Consider the following 22,702-nt stretch of genomic DNA (forward strand, 5'->3'; position numbering starts at 1 on the left):
TTTTTGAAGGAAGAGAGAGCACAACATGGGACTGTTCGATTATAAAAATGCCGACGGCAAAGCGTTGTACAGCGACGCCATCGCACTGACGTTGTATGCCTACACGCCGACCGGCAAACCGTTGCCTGCCACCGCTTGGACGCCGCTCACGGCGACGGCGCTGGGCTATCAGGGCAAGGTCGGGCCGCAAGGCACGTTCTTCGGCGAGAAGGACGGCTTTACCAGCGCAGAGGCCGAGGTGCTCGGCAAATATGACGCTGCCGGCAAACCGATCGGCATCGGCGTAGCCTTTCGTGGCACCGGTGGGCTGGGTTACAGCGACACCTTCGGCGACCTGAAAAACAACCTGCTGGCGGCTATCGGTCCATCGGACTATGCGAGCAACTACGCGAAAAACGCCTTCGACAACTTGCTCAAGGCAGTCGCGGCGTTCGCTATTGCCAACGGTATCGCCGCCAAGGACGTGCTGCTCAGCGGCCACAGCCTCGGCGGGCTCGGCGTCAACAGTGTGGCCGAGTTGAGCGCGAGCAACTGGGGCGGTTTCTTCAAGGACGCCAACTACATCACCTTCGCCTCGCCCACCCAGAGCAGCACCGGCAACAATGTGCTGAACATCGGTTTCGAGAACGACCCGGTGTTCCGCGTGCTCGATGGCACCACGTTCAGCACAGCCTCGATGGGCAAGCACGACAAACCCCACGATTCGACCACCGACAACATCGTCAACTTCAACGACAACTACGCCTCCACCGCGCAGAACCTGGTGCCGTTCAGCATCGTCAACCCGCTGAACTGGTCGGCCCACAGCTCGTTGGGCTATGCCGATGGCTTGAATCGGGTCATCGATTCGACGTTCTACAACCTGACGCATAAAGACTCGACGATCATCGTTTCCAACCTGGAAGAAGCGTCCCGGGGCAAGACCTGGGTCGAGGATCTCGGTCGCAGCGGCGAGCCGCACACCGGCAGCACGTTCATCATCGGCACCCAGAGCAGCGACTGGCTCAAGGGCGGCGCGGGCAATGACTTCCTCGAAGGCCTGGGCGGCGATGACCGTTTCCGTGATGACGGCGGCTACAACATCCTGCTCGGCGGCCAGGGTCACAACACCTTCGAACTGCAGAAACCGTTGCAGAACTTCAGCTTCGCCAACGACGGTGACGGCACGCTGTACGTGCGCGACGCGTACGGCGGTATCAGCATGACCCGCGACATTGGCGCGCTGGTGAGCAAGGAGTCGGGTTCGTGGTGGGGCAGCAAGGAAATCACCTGGGGCGTCACGGCCAAAGGTTTGACCAATGGCAGCGAGCTGACTCAGTACAACCACTCGCTCAGCGGCGACGGCTACGGCAATGCGCTGCACGCCACGGCTGACGGTGACTGGCTGTTTGGTCTCGGTGGCGATGACAAGCTGATCAGCGACAAGGACCATGTAACTTTCGTCGGTGGCGCCGGGAATGACGTGATGACCGCGGTGGGTGGCAACAACACTTTCCTGTTCAGCGGCGCGTTCGGTTTCGATGCCATCAATGGTTATCAGGGCAGCGACAAACTGCTGTTCATGGGCGTTGAAGGCGCGGGGCAGGGCTACGACTACAAGCAGCACACGTCGCAGGCCGGCAACGACACCGTGCTGAAGATTGGCGACTTTGCCGTGACCCTGGTCGGGGTGGGAGTGGCTAACCTGTCGGACTCCAGTTTCATGTTCGCGTAGATCCAAGGTGGGAGCGAGCCTGCTCGCGAATGCGTAGTGTCAGTTGAAGTATTCGTACCTGACGCACCGCTTTCGCGAGCAAGCTCGCTCCCACAGTAAACAGCAGTAAGTAGTACTGAAATGCTCCGGGGCGTCCCCGTGGGGCGCCCTGGCTGTGAGCTATCTCTGAACAATTCCAACAAAGAGAGAGGCAATGGCAATGGGTGTGTATGACTACAAGAACTTCGGCACAGCCGATTCCAAGGCGTTATTCAGCGACGCCATGGCGATCACGCTGTATTCCTACCACAACCTCGATAACGGCTTTGCCGCCGGTTATCAGCACAACGGCTTCGGCCTGGGCCTGCCCGCTACGCTGGTCACGGCACTGCTTGGCGGTACCGATTCCCAGGGGGTGATTCCCGGCATTCCGTGGAACCCCGATTCGGAAAAACTCGCCCTCGACGCCGTGAAACAGGCTGGCTGGACGCCGATCACCGCCTCGCAACTGGGTTACGACGGCAAGACCGATGCGCGCGGAACCTTCTTCGGCGAGAAGGCCGGTTACACCACCGCCCAAGTGGAAATCCTCGGCAAGTACGACGCCCAGGGCCGTCTGACGGAATTGGGCATCGCCTTTCGTGGCACCAGCGGCCCACGGGAAAACCTGATCCTCGACTCCATCGGCGACGTGATCAACGACCTGCTCGCCGCCTTCGGCCCTAAGGACTACGCCAAAAACTACGTCGGCGAAGCGTTCGGCAATCTGCTCAATGATGTGGTGGCGTTTGCCCAGGCCAACGGCCTCAGCGGCAAGGACGTACTGGTCAGCGGCCACAGCCTCGGTGGCCTCGCGGTCAACAGTATGGCCGACTTGAGCGGCGGCAAGTGGGGCGGTTTCTTTGCCGACTCCAACTACATCGCCTACGCCTCGCCAACCCAGAGCAGCACCGACAAAGTGCTCAACGTCGGCTACGAAAACGACCCGGTGTTCCGCGCCCTCGACGGCTCGACCTTCACTGGCGCCTCCGTTGGCGTGCACGATGCGCCGAAAGAATCGGCCACCGACAACATCGTCAGCTTCAACGATCACTACGCCTCGACCGCGTGGAATCTGCTGCCGTACTCGATCCTCAACATTCCGACCTGGATCTCGCACTTGCCGACCGCGTATGGCGACGGCATGAACCGGGTGATCGACTCAAAATTCTACGACCTCACCAGCCGCGACTCGACGATCATCGTCGCCAACCTGTCCGACCCAGCGCGGGCCAACACCTGGGTGCAGGACCTCAACCGCAACGCTGAAACCCACAAGGGCAGCACGTTCATCATCGGCAGTGACGCCAACGATCTGATCCAGGGCGGCAGCGGCAACGATTATCTGGAAGGTCGCGCCGGCAATGACACCTTCCGCGACGGCGGCGGCTACAACGTCATCCTTGGCGGGCAGGGCAGCAATACCCTCGACCTGCAAAGTGCGGTGAAGAACTTTGACTTTGCCAACGACGGCGCCGGCAATCTCTACGTGCGCGACGCCAATGGCGGGATCAGCATCACCCGCGACATCGGCAGCATCGTCACCAAGGAACCGGGCTTTCTCTGGGGCCTGTTCAAGGACGATGTGACCCACAGCGTCACGGCCAGCGGCTTGAAGGTCGGCAATAACGTCACCGCGTACGAGTCCAGCGTCAAAGGCACTGCTGGCGCCGATACGCTGAAGGCGCATGCCGGTGGCGACTGGTTGTTCGGACTGGATGGCAACGATCACCTGATTGGCGGCGCGGGCAATGACGTGTTTGTCGGCGGCGCCGGTAACGACCTGATGGAGTCGGGGGGCGGGGCGGATACGTTCCTGTTCAACGGGGCGTTCGGGCAGGACCAGGTGGTCGGTTACACGTCCAATGACAAACTGGTGTTTCTCGGTGTGCAGGGTGTGTTGCCGGCGGAGGACTTCCGTGCTCATGCCACCACTGTCGGACAGGATACGGTGCTGACGTTTGGCAACGATTCGGTGACGTTGGTCGGGGTGTCGCTTAATAGCCTGAGTGCTGACGGTGTTGTGATCGCCTGATGTTGATGGGGCGCCTGTGAGGGCCCTTTCGCGAGCAAGCTCGCTCCCACAGGGGATTTGTAAACGACACAGATCCGGTGTGGGAGCGAGCTTGCTCGCGAAGAACGATAACGCGGTTTAAAAGTGACTCGATGGCCACGACCTGACTCAAACCCCTGCGAAAACAGGAAATGCGGCCTAAAGCCAGCACGTGCACACACGTTCTATAGCTAGCCGCCATTGAGCACAGGAGATTCAAACGTGAAAGGTTTCAAGGGGTATGTCGGTTTCGTCGCACTGGCGCTGTGTTCGGCCAATGTCTGCGCCGATCTGCCTCAAAGCTCGATTCTGAGCCGCTACGGCATCACCATCGACCAATTGCCAAGCCCGCCGAAAAGCGAAGTGGTCGAACCGGTCGAAGAGAAAAGCCGCTTTCAGATTCAGCCCGAACAACCGTTCGTGACCCTACGCCTGGGTGACGGCAAGCAGCCGCAAACCACCGGCAATCTGAGCATCGACCGCATGGCGCAGCAGGATCTGGAACGCTGCCGGCGTTTGCAGGGTGAAGTGGTCAAGCGGGGCGGCACGTACATGCCATGTGACGGCAGCATTTCGGGCATGCCGACCTTCGAATAAAAAAGCTGCTTTCAATGATCGTTCCCACGCTCTGCGTGGGAATGCCTCAACGGACGCTCCGCGTTCGGCTTTGAAGGGACGCGGAGCGTCCTGGGCTGCATTCCCACGCAGAGCGTGGGAACGATCGACGACGATCGCCGTGAGTCAGTCTTCTTCGCGCACGGTCGCGACTTCATCGGCGCGCACCTTCACTTTGGCCCCGGAAATATCCTCGAACTCATAGAAGCCATCCTTGGTTTTGGTCTTCGGCATGTCTTTGGTCAGATACTGGGTGCCGTTCTGCAGGGTTACCACCGTCGGGGTCGAGCAACCCGCCAGTGCCAGCGCTGCGACGATGGCGAAAGGGATGCCCAGCGACTTGATTTTCATACCCACCTCTAAATCCTCATTCGATGTGATGCCGAGCATTGTCGGCCTTCTAACGCGGTTGGTGCCATCCTCGGGACAAAAGTTCGATGGCCCGGCGAAAAAATGCCACTGATCATTTTCCGTTTGCACCGGGTGGGTCACAGCTGTTATCTGTACGCATAACCAGTATTCGCTCGCCATGGCCCAGAATTCCCGTGACTGCCAATCCCCTCGACGATCCGTTCTATTACCTTAACAACTTCCGGCAAGTGCTTGATTGGCTTGAGTTTCGCTATGCCGATGTAATGAGTGAAACGGAGCACGCGTTTATCCGCGACTTCAAGAACTTGCCCCGTGCATCGCAGGGGTTACTGGTGCGGATGGTGATGCGCAAGGGTGTGCATTTTCGCGCCGGCAAACTCAATTACATTGAAATCGGTGACATCGCCGACGCCGCGCAATCCTTGCTGGAGCGTGGCTGGATCGCCGAACACGCGCCGCTGGCCCTCGCCGAGTTGTTCGACGTGTTGCTCAAGGCCGAGATTCTGCAAGCGTTTGCAGCCTTCATCGAACAGCCCAAGGGCCGCAAGGATGACTGGCTGCCGCTGCTGCTTGAGCAGTTCAACGACCCTCGCAGCCTGCGCGACTGGGCGCCGCTGCTCGATGATCGTTTGTTCAGCCTGACCATCATGGACCTGTGCGACCGCTTGCGGCTGATGTTCTTCGGCAACCTGTATCAGGACTGGTCGGAATTCGTCCTTGCCGACCTGGGCATCTTCACCTACGAAAAAGTCGAGTTCTGCGCCGATTCGCGAGGCCTGCGCAGCCGCGCGGACGTCGACGCCTGCCTGTTCCTGCACCACTGCCAATTGCGTTTCGAGGCCGGTGAGCCGCTGGACACCATCGTCGCGCAGGTCAGCGCCTTGCACTTCGACAACCCGTGGCTGCAACGCCGGCGCGGCAAGGTGCTGTTTCAGATTGGCCAGTACTGCGAACGCATCAGCGAGTTTGCCCTGGCCTTGAGCATCTACCGCGACTGCGCCTATCCCGGCGCTCGCTTGCGCATGATCCGGGTGCTGGAGCGCAGCGGCGAATACCCGCTGGCGCTGGAACTCGCCACACTCGCGGAACAGGCGCCGGAAAGCGCCGCCGAGCAGCAAGGCCTGCAACGGATTCTACCAAGGGTGCGGCGCAAGCTCGGCGGCCCGCCACTCAAGCGCACAGCCGCCAAAGCCGTCGAGCGTCTGGATCTGCAATTGCCGCGCAGTGATCCGGCGTTGTCCGTGGAGTTTTACGTGCAGGCGCATCTGCACGATGACGATGGCCCGGTGCATTACGTGGAAAACAGCCTGATCAACTCGCTGTTCGGCTTGTTGTGCTGGCCGGCGATCTTCGCCCCATTGCCGGGTGCTTTCTTTCACCCGTTCCAGCGTGGCCCGGTGGACCTGCTCAACGAAGACTTCCAGCAACGCCGCGCCGAGCTGTTTCACGCGTGCCTGAGCGAACTCGACGACGGCCGCTATGCGGCGACCATTCGCCAGCGCTTTGTCGACAAATGGGGCATCCAGTCGCCGTTCGTGTTCTGGGGGGCATTGAATGAGCAACTGCTTGAGCAGGCGCTGGCCTGTCTGCCCGCCGAACACCTCAAGCACTGGTTCAACCGTTTGCTGCTCGACATCAAGGCCAACCGCGCCGGCATGCCCGACCTGATCCAGTTCTGGCCGCAGCACAAAACCTACCGGATGATCGAGGTCAAAGGCCCCGGCGATCGCCTGCAGGACAACCAATTGCGCTGGCTGGAGTTCTGCCATCAACATCAAATGCCGGTGGCGGTGTGTTACGTGCAATGGGCGGAGCTGAGCGCTTGAGCTACAACATTGCCGTGCGCGCACTGTGTGAGTTCACCGCCAAGAGCGGCGACCTCGACTTGCGCTTCACGCCATCGCCCACGGCGCTGGAAGGCATTGCCGGCCACCGCACCGTGGCCTCGCGGCGCAGCGAGAAATATCAAAGCGAAGTGGCGCTGGAAGGCGAGTTCCGGCAATTGAAGGTCAAGGGCAGGGCAGACGGCTACGACCCGGCGCAAACCTGCCTGGAAGAAGTCAAAACCTACCGTGGCGACCTGAGCAAGCAACCGGCCAATCACCGCCAGTTGCACTGGGCGCAGGCGAAGATCTACGGCTGGTTGATGTGCTGCAAGCTCGAGCTTGAGCAGATCAATCTGGCGCTGGTGTATTTCGATATCGTCAGCGAGAAGGAAACCTGTCTGGTCGAGGCGTTCAGTGCTGATGCGTTGAAAGCGTTTTTCGAGCAGCAATGCACGCTGTTCCTGCAATGGGCCGAGCAGGAAATGGCTCATCGCGAGGCGCGCAATCTGGCCGCGCAGCAACTGGCGTTTCCCCATGCCGATTTTCGTCCCGGTCAGCGGCATCTGGCCGAGTCGGTGTTCAAGGCTGTCAGCACCGGGCGCTGCCTGATGGCCCAGGCGCCGACCGGCATCGGCAAAACCCTCGGCACGTTGTTCCCGATGCTCAAGGCCCTGGCGCCGCAGCAACTGGACAAGGTGTTCTTCCTCACTGCCAAGACGCCGGGGCGCAAACTGGCGCTGGATGCCAGTCAGGTGTTGTTCGATCAGTCGCCAGCCTTGCCCTTGCGGGTGCTGGAAATGGTCGCCCGCGACAAGGCCTGCGAACACCCGGACAAAGCTTGCCACGGTGAATCCTGTCCGTTGGCCCAAGGCTTTTATGATCGCCTGCCGGCCGCGCGGGAAGCGGCCAGTCGAATCCGCTTGCTCGATCAAGCCGCCATGCGCGAGGTCGCCGCGCAACACGCGGTGTGCCCGTATTACCTGAGTCAGGAAATGGCCCGCTGGGTGGACGTGGTGATCGCCGATTACAACTATTACTTCGACTTCAGCGCCATGCTCTTCGGTCTGGCCCAGCTCAATCAGTGGAAAGTCGCGGTGCTGGCGGACGAGGCGCATAACCTCGTCGAACGGGGCCGGCAAATGTACAGCGCCAGTCTTGATCAGTTCACTCTGGGCAGCGTGCGCAAAACCGCACCCGCCGCGCTGAAAAACTCCCTGCAACGGATCAACCGTGAATGGAACGCCTTGCATGCGCCGCAACTGGTGGCCTATCAGGCGTACGACAAGGCTCCGGAAAAACTCCTGCAAGCGATCTCGCTGTGTTGCGCGGCCATTGGTGATTACCTCAATGACCACCCGCAAGGTCTCGACAGCGCCTTGCAGAACTTCTACTTCGACCTGCTGCAATTCGCCCGGGTGGCGGAGTTGTACGACGAACATTACCTGTTCGATATCAGCAAGCGTGACCTCGAGCGTAAAAAGCCGCTGTCGCAGTTGTGCCTGCGCAACGTGGTACCGGCCGCGTTCATCGGCCCGCGCCTGAAAGCGGCACGCAGCAGCGTCCTGTTCTCGGCAACCCTCAGCCCGCGCCACTATTACGCCGATTTGCTCGGTACGCCCGCCGACACTGTGTGGATCGACGTTGAATCGCCATTTTGCGCCGAGCAGTTGCAGGTGCAGATCGTCAGCCGCATCTCGACGCGTTTCAACCATCGTCAGGCCTCGCTGGAGCCGATCGTCGAACTGATCGCGCGACAGTTCAGCGAACGTCCGGGCAACTACCTGGCGTTTTTCAGCAGCTTCGATTACCTGCAACAAGTGGCGTCGCTGCTCGCTGAGCGTTACCCGCACATCACCCTGTGGCAGCAATCGCGGGGCATGCTCGAAGGGGCGCGGCAGGCGTTTCTCGATCAGTTCACCACCCACAGCCAGGGCATTGGCTTTGCCGTGTTGGGTGGTGCGTTTGGCGAAGGCATCGATTTGCCCGGTGCGCGGCTGATCGGCGCGTTCATCGCGACACTGGGGCTGGCGCAGTTCAATCCGGTCAACGAACAACTCAAACTGCGCATGGCGGCCATCTTCGGCGCCGGTTATGACTACACCTACCTGTATCCCGGCGTGCAGAAAGTGGTGCAGGCCGCCGGGCGGGTCATCCGTACTCGCGAGGATCGTGGCGTGGTGATGCTGATTGACGATCGCTTTGCCGAAAGCCGGATCAAACAACTCCTGCCGCGCTGGTGGGCGATCAATCATGAGACAGCCGCTTCCCAATTCGCTGGATTACCGCATACTTCTGTCCATGACAACGGCTGGTGAGTGTGATGAGCGAAAAGAACAAGACCGCGGCGATCGAAGAGATGCGTTTTCGTCTATTGATCGATGCGGTGGTCGACTATGCGATCTACATGATCGACCCCGACGGCATCATCACCAGTTGGAACTCCGGCGCCAAACGCTTCAAGGGCTACGAAGAAGCGGAAATCCTCGGCGAACATTTCTCCCGTTTCTATACTGCTGACGATCGCGCCGCCGGTCTGCCGCAACGGGCGCTCGATACGGCGATCCGTGAAGGACGCTTCGAAGGCGAGGGCTGGCGGGTGCGCAAGGACGGCACCAATTTCTGGTCGCACGTGGTGATCGATCCGATCATCGACCCTAATGGCAAGCTGCTCGGTTTCGCCAAGATCACCCGCGACCTGACCGACCGCAAAATGGCCGAGGAAACCCTCAAGCAAAGCGAGCAGCAGTTCCGCTTGCTGGTACAGGGCGTCACCGACTATGCGATCTATATGCTCAGCCCCGAGGGCCGGGTGAGTAACTGGAACCAGGGCGCCCAGCGGATCAAAGGCTATCTGCCGGAAGAAATCATCGGTCAGCACTTTTCGATTTTCTATACCCCAGAAGACCGCGAACTCGGCGAGCCGCAACGGGCGCTGGAAATCGCCACTCGCGTAGGTCGTTTTGAAAACAAGAGCTGGCGCATGCGCAAGGACGGCACGCGGTTTCTGGCCCATGTGGTGGTCGATGCGATCCGTGGTGATACCGGTACGTTGCTCGGGTTTGCCAAGATCACCCGTGATATCACCGAAGCCCACCAGGCCCAGCAGGCGCTGGAGAAAACCCGTGAAGCGCTGTTCCAGGCGCAGAAGATGCAGGCTATCGGTCAGCTCAGCGGCGGCATCGCCCATGACTTCAATAATCTGCTGACGGTGATTCTCGGCAATCTGGAAATCGTGCAAAAACGCATGGGTGACGATGCGAAAATCAGCCGGTTGCTGGAAAACGCCACTCAGGGCGCATTGCGCGGCGTGTCGCTGACCCAGCGCATGCTGGCGTTCGCCCGTCGTCAGGAACTGAAGACCGAGTCCGTCGATATCCCGCAACTGGTGCAGGGCATTACCGGTTTGTTGCGCAGTTCCCTGGGGCCGGGCATCCGCGTCGAAACGCAGTTCCCAGAAGATCTGGAGCCGGTGCTGGCGGACACCAATCAGCTGGAACTGGCCTTGCTCAATCTGGCGACCAACGCCCGCGACGCCATGCCCGACGGCGGTATGGTCAGCATCACTGCTGAACCGCAAGTGGTGCTTGAGCTGGGGCATTCGGACCTGCCGTCGGGGCGTTACGTCTGCCTCAGCGTTATCGATACCGGGGAGGGCATGGATGAACACACACTGGCCTCGGCCAGAGATCCGTTCTTCACCACCAAAGGCCTGGGCAAGGGCACCGGGTTGGGCCTGTCGATGGTCCACGGCTTCATGGAACAACTCGGCGGGCGTTTCGTCCTCAAAAGCGAAAAAGCTCAGGGCACCACGGCAGAACTGTGGATTCCGGTGGCTGGCGAGGGTGCCGTCAGCAAGCCGCTGCAGCCACACGCCGAGCCCGTGGTGGTGCCACGACTCAGCGTGCTGGTGGTGGATGACGACTCACTGGTATTGACCAGCACCACTCTGCTGCTCGAAGACCTTGGCCATCGGGTGGTCAGTGCGACATCCGGTGCGCAGGCGCTGGCGCTGTTCGATCAGGGCGAAGTCATCGACCTGATGATCACCGACATGGCCATGCCGAAGATGAGCGGCGCGCAACTGGCCCATGCCGTGCGTGTGCTCAAACCGGATCTGCCGATCATTCTGGCCACTGGTTATGCCGAGCGTCTGGAAGGTTTTGCCGCGCAACTGCCACGGTTGCCCAAGCCGTTTACGCAGATGAATCTGGTGGCGATCATTGCCCAATCAATGAAGTGAGGCGCTGGTCAATCGTTCTGAACTTGCGCGCCGGTGGGAACTTCTAAATATTTCCCCCATCCCGGAGCGTGCATCTTGTGTCTCGCATACTGACTGAGCCCACTGCTGAAGAAACCCTAACTGAACATGACGCCAAGATGTTCGGCTCACCCAAGGAACGGCTGGATTTCTATCGGCGCGAGATCCAGTACGAAACCAGCATCCTCGCCAACCGCACCGATGCCTATCTGGCGGCGCAGTCGTTCCTGGTGATTGCCTTCGCTTCGTGCATGGCCAACCTCAACCCGGAGTGGGGCAAGTTGTTCACGCTGGTGGTGCCACCGTTTCTGGCACTGCTCGGGCTGCTCAGTTCGCTGAATGCCTGGCCGGGGATTCGGGCGGCGTACGACATCATCGATCACTGGCATTTCAAGCAGAGCCACTTGCTGCACAGCGAGCCGCTGATGGGCCTGGCGTACGACGAATCGCCGCTGTTCAGCGAGATGGAATCGAGCCACAAGGGTTATCGCAAGTCGCTGTTGTTTTCGGTGCGTACGCCGTGGATTTTTGCGACGTTCTGGGTGTTGCTGGGGAGTTATGCGGTGTTTATTCAGGTGACCAATCCGGGGGGGTAATTGGCAGGTATGAAAAAGCCCGGTTCTTTTAGCCGGGCTTTTTCATTCGCGTGGATTTTGTGGTGCTATTTAGATCGATCCCCCTCACCCCAGCCCTCCCGAAACGTCGGACCGCCCCCAATGGGGGCGAGGGGGAAGGGAGCAGATCTTCGTTGTACTCAAGTTCCGCGTTCAAACCGGTATTGCAGGTCGGCGTATCCCGAACATTCACCTCGGTCAGTTCCCTCTCCCTCTGGGAGAGGGCTAGGGTGAGGGGCTGTCAGGGTTCACACCGTAGTGAGCGGATTTCTGTCGCGATCAAAATCTGCGTGCAACCCGGTATCTCAGGTCGGCGTATCCCGACCAATCACCTCGGTCAGTTCCCTCTCCCTCTGGGAGAGGGCTAGGGTGAGGGGCTTTTCTGCCTCACTCCACTGTCTCAAGCTCTCGACGCAACGTCACCGAATTCTGCGACGACATCGGAACCGGCGGGAAGTCTTCGTTCAAGACGCACAAATGGTCGATGGCATCTTCAAACATCAAATCGGCTTTCTTGCGCAGCGCTCGGTAGTGTTCAAATTGTTCGATGTCCAGATGTTCAACTTCAAGCAGCGCATTGGCCGCGCGGTTGAGGGTGTGGGCGTTATCGAACAATTGACGATTGCGTTCCAGAGCCAGTGCTCTGCAAGCCTTGATTTGCGCCGGAGTCGAGCATTCTTTCATGACCGTAACCTTATTCTTCAAGGATTCCTTTAACAGGCTTAAACGCCGCAGTGGAACCGAACCTGGCGGGCCCCGCCTGATGTTTCCGGCGAGGGGTTATGCTTGTGACTGCCGGCCATTGCGCAGGGATCCATTTTTTTACAGAAAAAAATTCGATCAATAAATCGATAAAGTTCAGGATTAAAAATCAGGTTTTTTGTTTCTTATGCTGCTCATAGCGAGCGAGGATCGGTTGCGTACTGATCCCGTGGAGCAAAATGCTCAGCGCCACCACTGACAAGGTCAGGTCGGTGCACACGCTGGCCACGCTATCGGTCAGCCCGTGATTCAAGGCATAAAACAGATAGAACAGGCTACCGATCCCGCGAATGCCGAACCAGCCGATCAATAGCCGTTGCCGTCCTTCCATCAGTGCACCCCAAGGCATCAACGCGACGCAGGCCGGGCGGATCAGGCAGAACAACACGCCGCCCACCAGCAAAGCCCGCCAATCCCAGTGCGCCACCAGAACCACGCCAAGCAGGGTCACCAGAAACACTTCCATGGCACGCTCGACCAGACTGCCGAACGACAACATATCGCCCATCATGATCCCGGCGGCGACCTGGCTGCTTTCCAGCCGTTCGGTGTCACCGTGCACCGCGTGTTGCGGTTCGACGTTCTGATGGCCGACTACCGGCTGCACCAAGTGCTCGGCGGGAGGTTGGCCAGCGCCGGTGGATTGCACTTCGACCTGGCGCAAGCCCAGCCCAGCGGCGAACACCGACAGGAAGCCATAACCGCCAATCGCCTCGGCGACCACATAGGCCAGGGCAATCAGCGACAATGCCAGATAATCATTGGGGCTGAGCGTGCTGTCGTCATTGTGGATGCGCAACGAAAGGGTCACGCGACCGATACCACGGCCCATCCAGTAACCGGTGAGCAATCCGGCAGGCACCGCCCACAATACGTTACGCAACACCCAGCCCTGCCATTCGGCGGCGCTGCCGTCGCCGTGCATCAACAACAGGCCAAGGATCACAAACGGGAAGGCAATCCCGTCGTTCAGCCCGGCCTCGCCAGAGAGACCGAAACGCACACTGTCGACATCCCGCGCATCGTTGACCTGCACCAGCGCCGCCAGCACCGGGTCGGTCGGCGCCAGAATCGCAGCAATCAATAGCGACGGCCCCCACGACAAGCGCAAGGCAAAATGCAGCAGCAGACAAACGCCAATTATGGTCAGCACCATCACCGGCCCGGCCAGACCAAAAGCGATGCGCCAACGCTTGTCGCGCAGAGACAGTCGCAGCTTCAGGCCACAGACGAACAGGGAAAACAACACCGCGACTTCCGTCAGGTGCTCCATCCACAGCGAGGCATTTTCCAGGGATAGCTTCAGCAGATCGAGGCCGCTGGGGCCGATGCCGATTCCCAGCAGCAAACATACCGCTGAGGTGGTCACCGGCATCCAGCGCAGGTATGACGAGGTCAGTGCCAGGGTTAACAACACGGCGCCGAGCACCGCCACCCACACGACAAAACTCATGATGTGCCGCCCTCAAGTGGTCGATGTGACGGCAATCGCACCGGGTCAGCCTACGGTCGTGCGCAGGTACTCAGGAATGAGCACGTTGAACCACAACAGAATCATCGACACCAGAATGGTCACCATCACCAGTAAACCGACGCCCCATACGCATGCCGCATTGAGCAGGCCTTGCTCCTTGCGCTCATGCATGAAGGTCGGCAGGCCGACGAACAACAGGAACGTCGAATACACCGAGGCAGCACCGAGCACCAGAATTGCCAGCCAACGACTTGGGTACAGCCCGGCGATGCCGGCGACAAAAAACGGTGTCACCGTGTAGGCGGCGAATCCGATGCATTGGTTGAGCGTCGGGCGGCTATCGAAGGCACGCGACATCCAGCGAATGAAAGCGCCGATCACCGCGACCCCGGCAACGATAGCGATGTACAGCAGAATGCTCAGCTGCAGAGCACTGGCGCTGCTTAATCGCACGGTTTCACCGGCCGCCAGACTCCAGCCGACATAGGTGGTACCGATGAACAGACACACCGGCGGAATCAATGCCAGCACCAGCAGATGGGCGAGGTAATGCCGGGGATGGGCTTCTTCTTCGCGACGGATATCGGTCCAGGCGAAGTTGGGTTGGGTGAAGAGCTTGATGAGAGGGGCGGACATGACGACCTCCTGATCCTGACGACCTGTTGGGGCTCTTAAAGGTATGGAGAGGTCTTGGGGACGGCAGTTCAGTTTTTCTGCACACCACGGATTTTACGGGCTCACACCGTCCTGCAGGAGCTGCCGCAGGCTGCGATCTTTTGATCTTGATTGCAGAACAAAATCAAAAGATCGCAGCCTTCGGCAGCTCCTGCAGAGAGATGGAGGTGGGCAGTCAGAGCATCGGTTTACCACCGGTCACGCCATAGCGCTGGCCGGTGATATAACTGGCTTCGTCCGAGGCCAGCAGCACGTAGATCGGCGCCACTTCCACCGGTTGCCCGGGGCGGCCAAGCGGGGTGTTGCCGCCGAAGTTCTGTACTTCTTCATCGGGCATCGTCGAGACAATCAGCGGCGTCCAGATCGGCCCCGGTGCCACGCTGTTCACGCGGATTTCCTTCGGACCGAGCATCTGCGCCAGGCCGCCGGTGAAGTTGGCGATCGCGCCTTTGGTGGTGGCGTAGGCGAGCAGGGTCGGTTTGGGCATGTCCGAGTTCACCGAACTGGTGTTGATGATCGACGAACCAGGACCCATGTGTTTAATCGCGGCCTGGCACAGCCGGAAAATCGCGGTGATGTTGACGTCGAAGGTCATCACCCATTCTTCGTCGGGGATTTCTTCGAAGTTTTCATGGGTCATCTGGAACGCCGCGTTGTTGACCAGCACGTCGATGCGGCCAAAGCGTTCAACGGTTTTGTCGACCAAGGCCTGACACTGGGCCTTCTGCGCGATATCGCCCGGCAACAGCAGGCACTGACGCCCGGCCTGTTCGACCCAGCGCGCGGTTTCCTTGGCGTCCTCGTGTTCATTCAGATAGGCGACCGCAACGTCGGCGCCTTCACGGGCGAAGGCTATCGCCACGGCGCGGCCGATGCCGCTGTCGGCGCCGGTGATCAGGGCAATCTTGCCGGCCAGTCGCCCGGAACCTACATAGCTTTGCTCGCCGCAATCGGGATAGGGCTCCATTTTGCGCTGCGAACCGGGAACGGCTTGGGCTTGTGCGGGGAAGGGTGGTTTTGGATAGTCGGTCATCGCGGGTCTCCGAGGTTTCAGGGCAGGTATGGGCGGTTGACCCGGTGCGTTTGCCGTGAGTTCGATCGGATTTACGCTGCATTTTCCGACTTGGAAATGCAAAACCCAATGTGGGAGCGAGCCTGCTCGCGAATGCGGTGTATCAGTCGCCATCATTTATTAAATGAAAGACCGCTTTCGCGAGCAGGCTCGCTCCCACAGGTTTAGTGGTGGTTTCAGGTGTTGCGGTTTGTCAGGGCGCGCTCCATGCGGGCGATGCCTTCTTCGAGCAACGAACGCGGGCAGCCGAAGTTCAGGCGTACGAACTGCTGGTGTTGATCGCCGAAGTCCAGACCGGGGCTGAGGCCCACCTTGGCCTTCTCAAGGAAGAACTGCTGCGGGTTGTCCAGATCCAGCGCCGAGCAATCCAGCCAGGCCAGATACGTGCCCTGCGGCACATTGAGGGTCACGCCCGGCAAGCGGCTGCGCACCGCGTCAACCAGCCAGTCGCGGTTGGCCTGCAGATAGGTTTTCAGTTCGGCCAGCCACGGCGCACCTTCGCTGTAGGCGACGCGGGTGGCTTCCATGCCCAGCGGGTTGACGCTGTCGACCATGCCGCAACGGGCGTGGTTGACGCGTTCGCGCAGGGCGGCGTTCTGGATGATCATGAACGAGGTCTTCAGGCCGGCGATGTTGTAGGCCTTGCTCGCCGACATCAGGGTGATGGTGCGCTTGGCAATCTCCGGGCTCAAGGATGCGGTCGGAATGTGCACGCGACCGTCGAAGCACAGTTCGGCGTGGATTTCGTCGGAGATGATCCACGCGTCCTGCGCCGCACAAATGTCGGCCACCGCTTGCAGTTCCTCACGGCCAAACACCTTGCCGATCGGGTTGTGCGGATTGCTCAGCAACAGCGCGCCGCCACCGTTCAGCGATTCCCGCAGTACGTCCAGCGGCGTTGAGTAAGTACCGTCAGCCTGTGCGACGAACTCCAGCTCGACCTTGTTCAAACCCCAATGCCCCGGAGCGTGACGCAGCGGCGGGTAGTTCGGCACTTGCACCACAACGTTCTGCTGCGGCTGCACCAGCGCTTTCAAAGCCATGTTGAAACCGGACTCGACGCCCGGCAGGAAAATCAGCTCTTGCGGTTTGACCTTCCAGGAGAACTTGTTCCAGAGATCGGCGACGATGGCTTCACGCAGGTTGTCCTGCGCCACGCTGTAGCCCACCAATGGATGCAGCAGGCGTTGTTGAAGTGCCTCGATCACCACCGGTGGCGCGGCGAAATCCATATCAGCGACCCACATCGGCAACACGTCGGCCGAATAGCGGCTCCACTTGGTGCTGCCGGTGTTGTGGCGGTCGAATACCTGATCAAAATCGAAAGTCATGCGCGGTCTCGTGAAGGCGGGATTGGTCCTGCCGGGCATTCTAAGCCCATGGCCCGGTGGGAGCACACAAAACCTGTGGGAGCGAGCCTGCTCGCGAAAGCGGTGTGTCAGTCAATATTTGTTTCAACTGACAGGGCCTCTTCGCGAGCAGGCTCGCTCCCACAGGTTTCTCAGTGCTTGACCGATTGTCGCCGACGGTCGGTTTTCACACAGATCGTGTGGTCATTGTCTACAGTGAAAAGGTCGGCAGACGTTTGCCGCAACCGTGATTGTCCAGATAAAACCCGGCACAAGTACCGGGTTCCACCTGATCAGGAGTGCACGATGGATCTCAGCCGTCGTCAGTTCTTCAAGGTCGCCGGTATCGGCCTTGCAGGCTCGAGCCTGGGCGCGTTGGGCATGGCCCCGACGCAAGCCTTCGCCGAGCAGGTGCGCCACTTCAAGCTTGCCCACACCCATGAAACCCGCAACACCTGCCCGTATTGCTCGGTCGGTTGCGGTTTGATCATGTACAGCCAGGGCGATGCCGCGAAGAACGTCGCGCAAAGCATCATTCACATCGAGGGTGACGCCGACCACCCGGTCAACCGCGGCACCCTTTGCCCGAAAGGCGCAGGCCTTCTCGACTTCATTCACAGCCCCGGCCGTTTGCTCTACCCGCAAACCCGCAAGCCGGGCAGCAGTGAATGGACGCGAATCAGTTGGGACGAAGCGCTCGACCGCATCGCCGACCTGATGAAAACCGACCGCGACGCCAACTTCATCGAGAAAAATGCCAACGGGCAAACGGTGAATCGCTGGCTGACCACCGGTTTCCTCGCGGCATCGGCGGCGTCCAACGAAGCTGGTTACATCACCCAGAAAGTGATTCGCAGTCTCGGCATGTTGGGGTTCGATAACCAGGCGCGTGTCTGACACGGCCCGACGGTGGCAAGTCTTGCCCCGACGTACGGCCGTGGTGCCATGACCAATACCTGGACCGATATCGCCAACGCGAATCTGATCCTGGTGATGGGCGGCAACGCAGCAGAAGCGCATCCGTGCGGCTTCAAATGGGTGACCGAGGCCAAAGCGCACAACGCTGCGCGGCTGATTGTGGTTGATCCGCGTTTTACCCGGACCGCTTCGGTGGCCGACTACTACGCGCCGATCCGCACCGGCACCGACATCGCCTTCATGGGCGGGCTGATCAATTACCTGCTGACCGAGGACAAGATCCAGCACGAATACGTGCGCAACTACACCGACGTGTCGTTCATCGTCAAAGCCGGCTATGGCTTCGAAGACGGCATTTTCAGCGGTTACGACGTCGCCAAGCGCAGCTATACCGACAAATCCGGCTGGGGTTACGAACTGGGGGAGGACGGCTTCGCCAAAGTCGACCCGACCCTGCAAGACCCGCGCTGCGTCTATCAATTGATGAAGCAGCATTACAGTCGCTACACCGTCGACCTTGCCAGCCAGATCTGCGGCATGCCGGTCGACGCCATGCAGAAAATCTGGGAAGAAATCGCCACCTGCTCGATCCCGGGCAAGACCATGACGATTCTCTATGCGCTCGGCTGGACGCAGCACTCGATCGGCGCGCAGATCATCCGCAGTGCGGCGATGGTGCAATTGCTGCTGGGCAACGTCGGCATGCCCGGTGGCGGCGTCAACGCCTTGCGCGGTCACTCGAACATTCAGGGACTGACCGACCTTGGCTTGCTCTCCAATGCACTGCCGGGCTATCTGACCCTGGGCAGCGACACCGAGCAGGATTACGCCCAGTTCATTCACAAACGTACGCAAGTCCCGCTGCGCCCGGGGCAATTGTCCTATTGGCAGAACTACAGCAAATTCCACGTCAGCCTGATGAAGTCGTGGTACGGCGCCAACGCCACCGTCGAGAACAATTGGTGCTACGACCATTTGCCGAAACTCGACATCCCCAACTATGACGTGCTGAAGATGTTCGACCTGATGAGCCAGGGCAAGGTCAACGGCTACTTCTGCCAAGGCTTCAACCCGATCGCCGCGCTGCCGGACAAAAACCGCGTAATGGGCGCACTGGCCAAGCTGAAATGGCTGGTGGTGATGGATCCGTTGGCCACTGAAACCTCGGAGTTCTGGCACAACGTCGGGCCGTACAACGATGTGAAAAGCGCCGAGATCCAGACCGAAGTCATTCGCCTGCCCACCACTTGTTTTGCCGAAGAGGACGGCTCGCTGGTCAACAGCAGTCGCTGGCTGCAATGGCACTGGAAAGGTGCCGATGGCCCGGGCGAAGCGCAGACCGACATCCGCATCATGAGCGAATTGTTCCTGCGCCTGCGCAAGCGCTATCAGGCCGAGGGCGGCAAATTCCCCGATCCGCTGCTGAAACTGACGTGGCCGTACAAGATCCCCGACGAGCCCTCGCCGGAGGAACTGGCCAAGGAAATCAATGGCAGCGCCGTGACTGATTTCACTGATGCCACGGGTGTGGCGGTCAAGGCTGGTTCGCAACTGGCCGGGTTTGGCTTGCTCAAGGATGACGGCAGCACTGCGTCCGGTTGCTGGATCTTCGCCGGTAGCTGGACCGAGGCCGGCAACCAGATGGCCCGGCGCGACAACGCGGATCCGTTCGGCATGCATCAGCATCTGGGCTGGGCGTGGGCCTGGCCGGCCAACCGGCGGATTCTCTACAACCGTGCTTCGGCGGACGTCGCGGGCAAACCGTGGGATCCGAAAAAGCGTCTGGTGTGGTGGAACGGCAAGGCTTGGGGCGGCACCGATGTGCCGGACTACAAAGCCGATGTGCCGCCGGAAGCCGGAATGAACCCGTTCATTATGAACCCCGAAGGCGTCGCGCGGTTCTTCGCCGTGGACAAGATGAACGAGGGGCCATTCCCCGAGCACTACGAGCCGTTCGAAACGCCGATCGGCATCAACCCGCTGCACCCGCAAAACAAGAAAGCCACCAGCAACCCGGCGGCGCGGATCTTCGATTCGGTCTGGGAAACCCTCGGCGAGGCCAAGGACTTCCCGTACGCCGGCACCAGTTACCGGCTCACCGAGCATTTCCACTTCTGGAGCAAGCACTGCAAGTTGAACGCGATTGCCCAACCTGAGCAGTTCGTGGAAATCGGCGAAGTGTTGGCGAAAGAGAAGGGCATTGCCGCCGGTGATCGCGTACGCGTCAGTTGCAAACGCGGCTTTATCGAAGCAGTGGCGGTGGTGACGAAAAGGATCCGGCCGCTGCAGGTCAACGGCCAGGTCGTGCATCAGATCGGCATCCCGCTGCACTGGGGCTTCACCGGCCTGACGCGTCACGGTTACCTGACCAACACCCTGGTGCCGTTCCTCGGCGATGGCAATACACAGACCCCGGAATCCAAGTCATTCCTGGTCAACGTGGAGAAACTGTAAATGGCCAGCCAAGACATTATTGCCCGCTCGGCCACCACGACCGTGCCGCCGTCGGTGAGGAATCAGGAGGCGGTGGCCAAGCTGATCGACACCACCAAATGCATCGGCTGCAAGGCCTGTCAGGTCGCCTGCTCGGAATGGAACGAGCTGCGCGACGAGGTCGGCCACAACCACGGCACCTACGACAACCCGCAAGACCTCAGCGCGGAAACCTGGACGTTGATGCGTTTCACCGAGCACGAAACCGACGCCGGCAACCTCGAGTGGTTGATCCGCAAGGACGGCTGCATGCACTGCGCCGAGCCCGGTTGTCTGGCGGCGTGCCCGAGTCCCGGCGCGATCATCAAACATGCCAATGGCATCGTCGATTTCGATCAGGATCATTGCATCGGCTGCGGTTATTGCATCACCGGTTGCCCGTTCAACATTCCGCGTATTTCGCAGAAAGATCACAAGGCCTACAAATGCACCTTGTGCTCGGATCGCGTGGCGGTAGGGCTGGAACCGGCCTGCGTGAAAACCTGTCCGACCGGCGCCATCGTTTTCGGCACCAAGGAAGACATGAAGGAACACGCCGCCGAGCGCATCGTCGACCTGAAAAGCCGTGGCTTCGAAAACGCCGGTCTGTATGACCCGGCAGGTGTTGGCGGCACGCACGTGATGTACGTGCTGCACCACGCCGACACGCCGAAAATCTATGCTGGTTTACCGCAAGATCCGGCAATCAGTCCGTTGGTGGGCCTGTGGAAAGGCATCAGCAAACCTTTGGGCCTGCTGGCCATGGGCGCGGCGGTGCTGGCGGGGTTCTTCCATTACGTGCGCATCGGCCCGAATCGCGTCGAAGAAGATGAGCATCCAACGCCACCCGATACCTCGGTGCACGTCGTCGATCCGGCGGTGCACACTTTCGATCCACGCGGGGAGGACCGGCCATGAGCAACAAGACGATCCTGCGATACACCGCCAACCAGCGCACCAATCACTGGCTGGTGGCGATCCTGTTTTTCATGGCCGGGCTGTCCGGGCTGGCGTTGTTTCATCCGTCGCTGTTCTGGCTGAGCAACCTGTTCGGCGGCGGGCCGTGGACGCGGATTCTGCATCCTTACATGGGAATAGCGATGTTCGTGTTTTTTCTCGGTCTGGTGCTGAGTTTCTGGCGCGCCAACTTCTTCATCAGCAACGACGGCAAGTGGCTGCGCCGTATTGACCGGGTGCTGGTCAACGACGAAGAAAGCGTACCGCCAGTGGGCAAATACAACGCCGGGCAAAAGCTGCTGTTCTGGACTTTACTGCTGTGCATGCTCGGCTTGCTGTTCACCGGACTGGTGATCTGGCGCGCCTGGTTCAGTACGTATTTCGGCATCACCGTGATTCGCTGGGCGATGCTCCTGCATGCGCTGGCCGGGTTCATTCTGGTGCTGAGCATCATCATTCACATCTACGCCGGGCTGTGGATCAAAGGCTCGGTGGACGCGATGCTGCACGGCTGGGTGAGCCGCGCCTGGGCGAAGAAACACCATGAACTCTGGTATCGCGAGGTCACCCGCGATGAACGCCAACCGGACGTGCCGGAGCGACCGATCACCAAAAAGGGCTGACCTTTGCCAACCATTCTTGAACCTGGGGAAATCGAAGCGGCGGCCAGTTCGCCGCCGTTTCTGCATCTGCCGCCTTCGAACCTGTTTGCGCTGCGGGCTGATCGTCTAGAGTTTTTGGCGCAAGGGCACCCGTTGGCCGAGTACTTACGCTTGATCGCCGGGTTGTGCCGGGTGCAGCAGCAGGTGTTTGATGACCCGCCGCTGACCGCGCCGTTTGATCAACAGCGGATCGAGGCTTGTCAGCAGCATGGTTTGCCGCCGTTTGCGGCGGACACGTTGGTGCGTGAGGAGGGCTGGCAGGCTTACCTTGAAGCTTTGCTGCAACGTTATGAACCTGCTGAGCAACCTGCCGTTATTGATGCGGTAACGACGTTGCGGGCTGTCAGTTCCGGCCAGTTACGGTCATGGGCCGTGGCGTTGGTCAGTGGTCAATATTCGCTGGTGCCGGCGGCGTTGGTGCCGTTTCTCGGCGCGGCGCTGCAAGTGGCGTGGAGTCATTGGCTGCTCAGCGCGCCGAATCTGCAACTCAAACCCGGTGACAGCCTCAGCCAATGTCCGGCCTGTGGCTCACCGGCGATGGCCGGGGTGATCCGCCATCGGGGCAAGCACAACGGTTTGCGTTATCTGGTCTGCTCGCTGTGCGCCTGCGAATGGCATGTGGTGCGGGTCAAGTGCGTGTATTGCGAATCGAGCAAGGGCCTCGATTATCTGAGCCTAGAGGATGATCGCCATGCCGCTAATCAAGCGCCGTTGCGGGCGGAGGTCTGTCCGGGTTGTAACAGCTATCTGAAACTGGTGTATCTGGAGAACGATGCCGATGCCGAGGCATTGTCGGCTGACTTGAGCAGCCTGCTGCTGGATATGCGACTGGCGCAGGACGGTTATCAGCGCTTGGCGCCGAACTTGTTGCTAGCACCCGGAGACGAGTGA

Annotated in this window: 17 protein-coding genes; 11 read left to right on the forward strand and 6 right to left on the reverse strand. The window is 60.1% G+C overall.

Going from position 1 to position 22,702, the window contains the following annotated elements; genetic code table 11:
• Positions 1-25: 25 nt before the first annotated feature.
• The 3 genes from ACRRSD_RS28470 to ACRRSD_RS28480 all read left to right on the forward strand — a co-directional run bounded on the left by ACRRSD_RS28470 (position 26) and on the right by ACRRSD_RS28480 (position 4,382).
• Complete coding sequence (locus ACRRSD_RS28470) at positions 26-1,714, forward strand: polyurethane esterase (protein ID WP_435036529.1); 1,689 nt, start codon at positions 26-28, stop codon at positions 1,712-1,714.
• Between the two features lie 199 nt (positions 1,715-1,913).
• Positions 1,914-3,767, forward strand: a complete 1,854-nt coding sequence (locus ACRRSD_RS28475) for a polyurethane esterase (RefSeq protein ID WP_435038559.1) — start codon at positions 1,914-1,916, stop codon at positions 3,765-3,767.
• Positions 3,768-4,007: 240 nt separating this feature from the next.
• A complete protein-coding gene (locus tag ACRRSD_RS28480; RefSeq protein ID WP_435036530.1) occupies positions 4,008-4,382 on the forward strand; it encodes a hypothetical protein in 375 nt (124 codons plus the stop codon).
• 144 nt (positions 4,383-4,526) lie between these two features.
• Here ACRRSD_RS28480 and ACRRSD_RS28485 read toward each other — a convergent pair whose 3' ends face one another.
• Positions 4,527-4,751, reverse strand: coding sequence for a YgdI/YgdR family lipoprotein (locus ACRRSD_RS28485; RefSeq protein WP_122600478.1), 225 nt, complete (start codon positions 4,749-4,751; stop codon positions 4,527-4,529).
• A 194-nt stretch (positions 4,752-4,945) separates the two neighbouring features.
• Between ACRRSD_RS28485 and ACRRSD_RS28490 the strand changes: the two genes are divergently transcribed.
• The 4 genes from ACRRSD_RS28490 (at position 4,946) to ACRRSD_RS28505 (ending at position 11,452) form a co-directional block, all read left to right on the forward strand.
• On the forward strand, positions 4,946-6,598 hold the full coding sequence (locus ACRRSD_RS28490) for a VRR-NUC domain-containing protein (RefSeq protein ID WP_435036531.1): 1,653 nt from the start codon (positions 4,946-4,948) through the stop codon (positions 6,596-6,598).
• Positions 6,595-8,913, forward strand: a complete 2,319-nt coding sequence (locus tag ACRRSD_RS28495; RefSeq protein ID WP_435036532.1) for a helicase C-terminal domain-containing protein — start codon at positions 6,595-6,597, stop codon at positions 8,911-8,913. The genes ACRRSD_RS28490 and ACRRSD_RS28495 overlap by 4 nt, the downstream gene beginning before the upstream one ends.
• Positions 8,914-8,918: 5 nt before the next feature.
• Complete coding sequence (locus ACRRSD_RS28500; protein WP_435036533.1) at positions 8,919-10,838, forward strand: PAS domain S-box protein; 1,920 nt, start codon at positions 8,919-8,921, stop codon at positions 10,836-10,838.
• Positions 10,839-10,915: 77 nt separating this feature from the next.
• Positions 10,916-11,452 (forward strand): hypothetical protein, encoded by a 537-nt coding sequence (locus ACRRSD_RS28505; protein WP_016983364.1) that lies wholly within the window; start codon positions 10,916-10,918, stop codon positions 11,450-11,452.
• A gap of 405 nt (positions 11,453-11,857) precedes the next feature.
• On the opposite strand, the gene ACRRSD_RS28510 is transcribed toward ACRRSD_RS28505, so the two are convergent.
• The 5 genes from ACRRSD_RS28510 to ACRRSD_RS28530 all read right to left on the reverse strand — a co-directional run bounded on the left by ACRRSD_RS28510 (position 11,858) and on the right by ACRRSD_RS28530 (position 16,784).
• Positions 11,858-12,154 (reverse strand): hypothetical protein, encoded by a 297-nt coding sequence (locus ACRRSD_RS28510; protein WP_435036534.1) that lies wholly within the window; start codon positions 12,152-12,154, stop codon positions 11,858-11,860.
• A 187-nt stretch (positions 12,155-12,341) separates the two neighbouring features.
• Positions 12,342-13,685, reverse strand: a complete 1,344-nt coding sequence (locus tag ACRRSD_RS28515; RefSeq protein WP_435036535.1) for a cation:proton antiporter — start codon at positions 13,683-13,685, stop codon at positions 12,342-12,344.
• A gap of 45 nt (positions 13,686-13,730) precedes the next feature.
• The gene (locus ACRRSD_RS28520) at positions 13,731-14,342 is read right to left on the reverse strand and encodes a Yip1 family protein (protein ID WP_435036536.1); all 612 of its coding nucleotides are present in this window, start codon (positions 14,340-14,342) and stop codon (positions 13,731-13,733) included.
• Positions 14,343-14,556: 214 nt separating this feature from the next.
• Entirely contained in the window at positions 14,557-15,414 is an 858-nt protein-coding gene (locus ACRRSD_RS28525) for an SDR family oxidoreductase (RefSeq protein ID WP_435036537.1), read from the reverse strand.
• Positions 15,415-15,629: 215 nt separating this feature from the next.
• Entirely contained in the window at positions 15,630-16,784 is a 1,155-nt protein-coding gene (locus tag ACRRSD_RS28530) for a MalY/PatB family protein (protein ID WP_435036538.1), read from the reverse strand.
• Between the two features lie 324 nt (positions 16,785-17,108).
• On the opposite strand from ACRRSD_RS28530, the gene fdnG reads away from it, so the two are divergent.
• The 4 genes from fdnG to fdhE are packed head-to-tail and all read left to right on the forward strand — an operon-like array spanning position 17,109 to position 22,702.
• Positions 17,109-20,174, forward strand: a complete 3,066-nt coding sequence (fdnG, locus tag ACRRSD_RS28535; protein ID WP_435036539.1) for a formate dehydrogenase-N subunit alpha — start codon at positions 17,109-17,111, stop codon at positions 20,172-20,174.
• Entirely contained in the window at positions 20,175-21,110 is a 936-nt protein-coding gene (gene fdxH / locus ACRRSD_RS28540) for a formate dehydrogenase subunit beta (protein WP_093431371.1), read from the forward strand. It begins immediately after the preceding gene.
• Positions 21,107-21,772 (forward strand): formate dehydrogenase subunit gamma, encoded by a 666-nt coding sequence (locus ACRRSD_RS28545; RefSeq protein WP_435036540.1) that lies wholly within the window; start codon positions 21,107-21,109, stop codon positions 21,770-21,772. Before fdxH ends, ACRRSD_RS28545 begins: the two co-directional genes overlap by 4 nt.
• A 3-nt stretch (positions 21,773-21,775) precedes the next feature.
• Complete coding sequence (gene fdhE / locus ACRRSD_RS28550) at positions 21,776-22,702, forward strand: formate dehydrogenase accessory protein FdhE (protein WP_435036541.1); 927 nt, start codon at positions 21,776-21,778, stop codon at positions 22,700-22,702.

It is taken from the genome of Pseudomonas neuropathica (assembly GCF_051174785.1).
GTDB lineage: Bacteria > Pseudomonadota > Gammaproteobacteria > Pseudomonadales > Pseudomonadaceae > Aquipseudomonas > Aquipseudomonas neuropathica_A.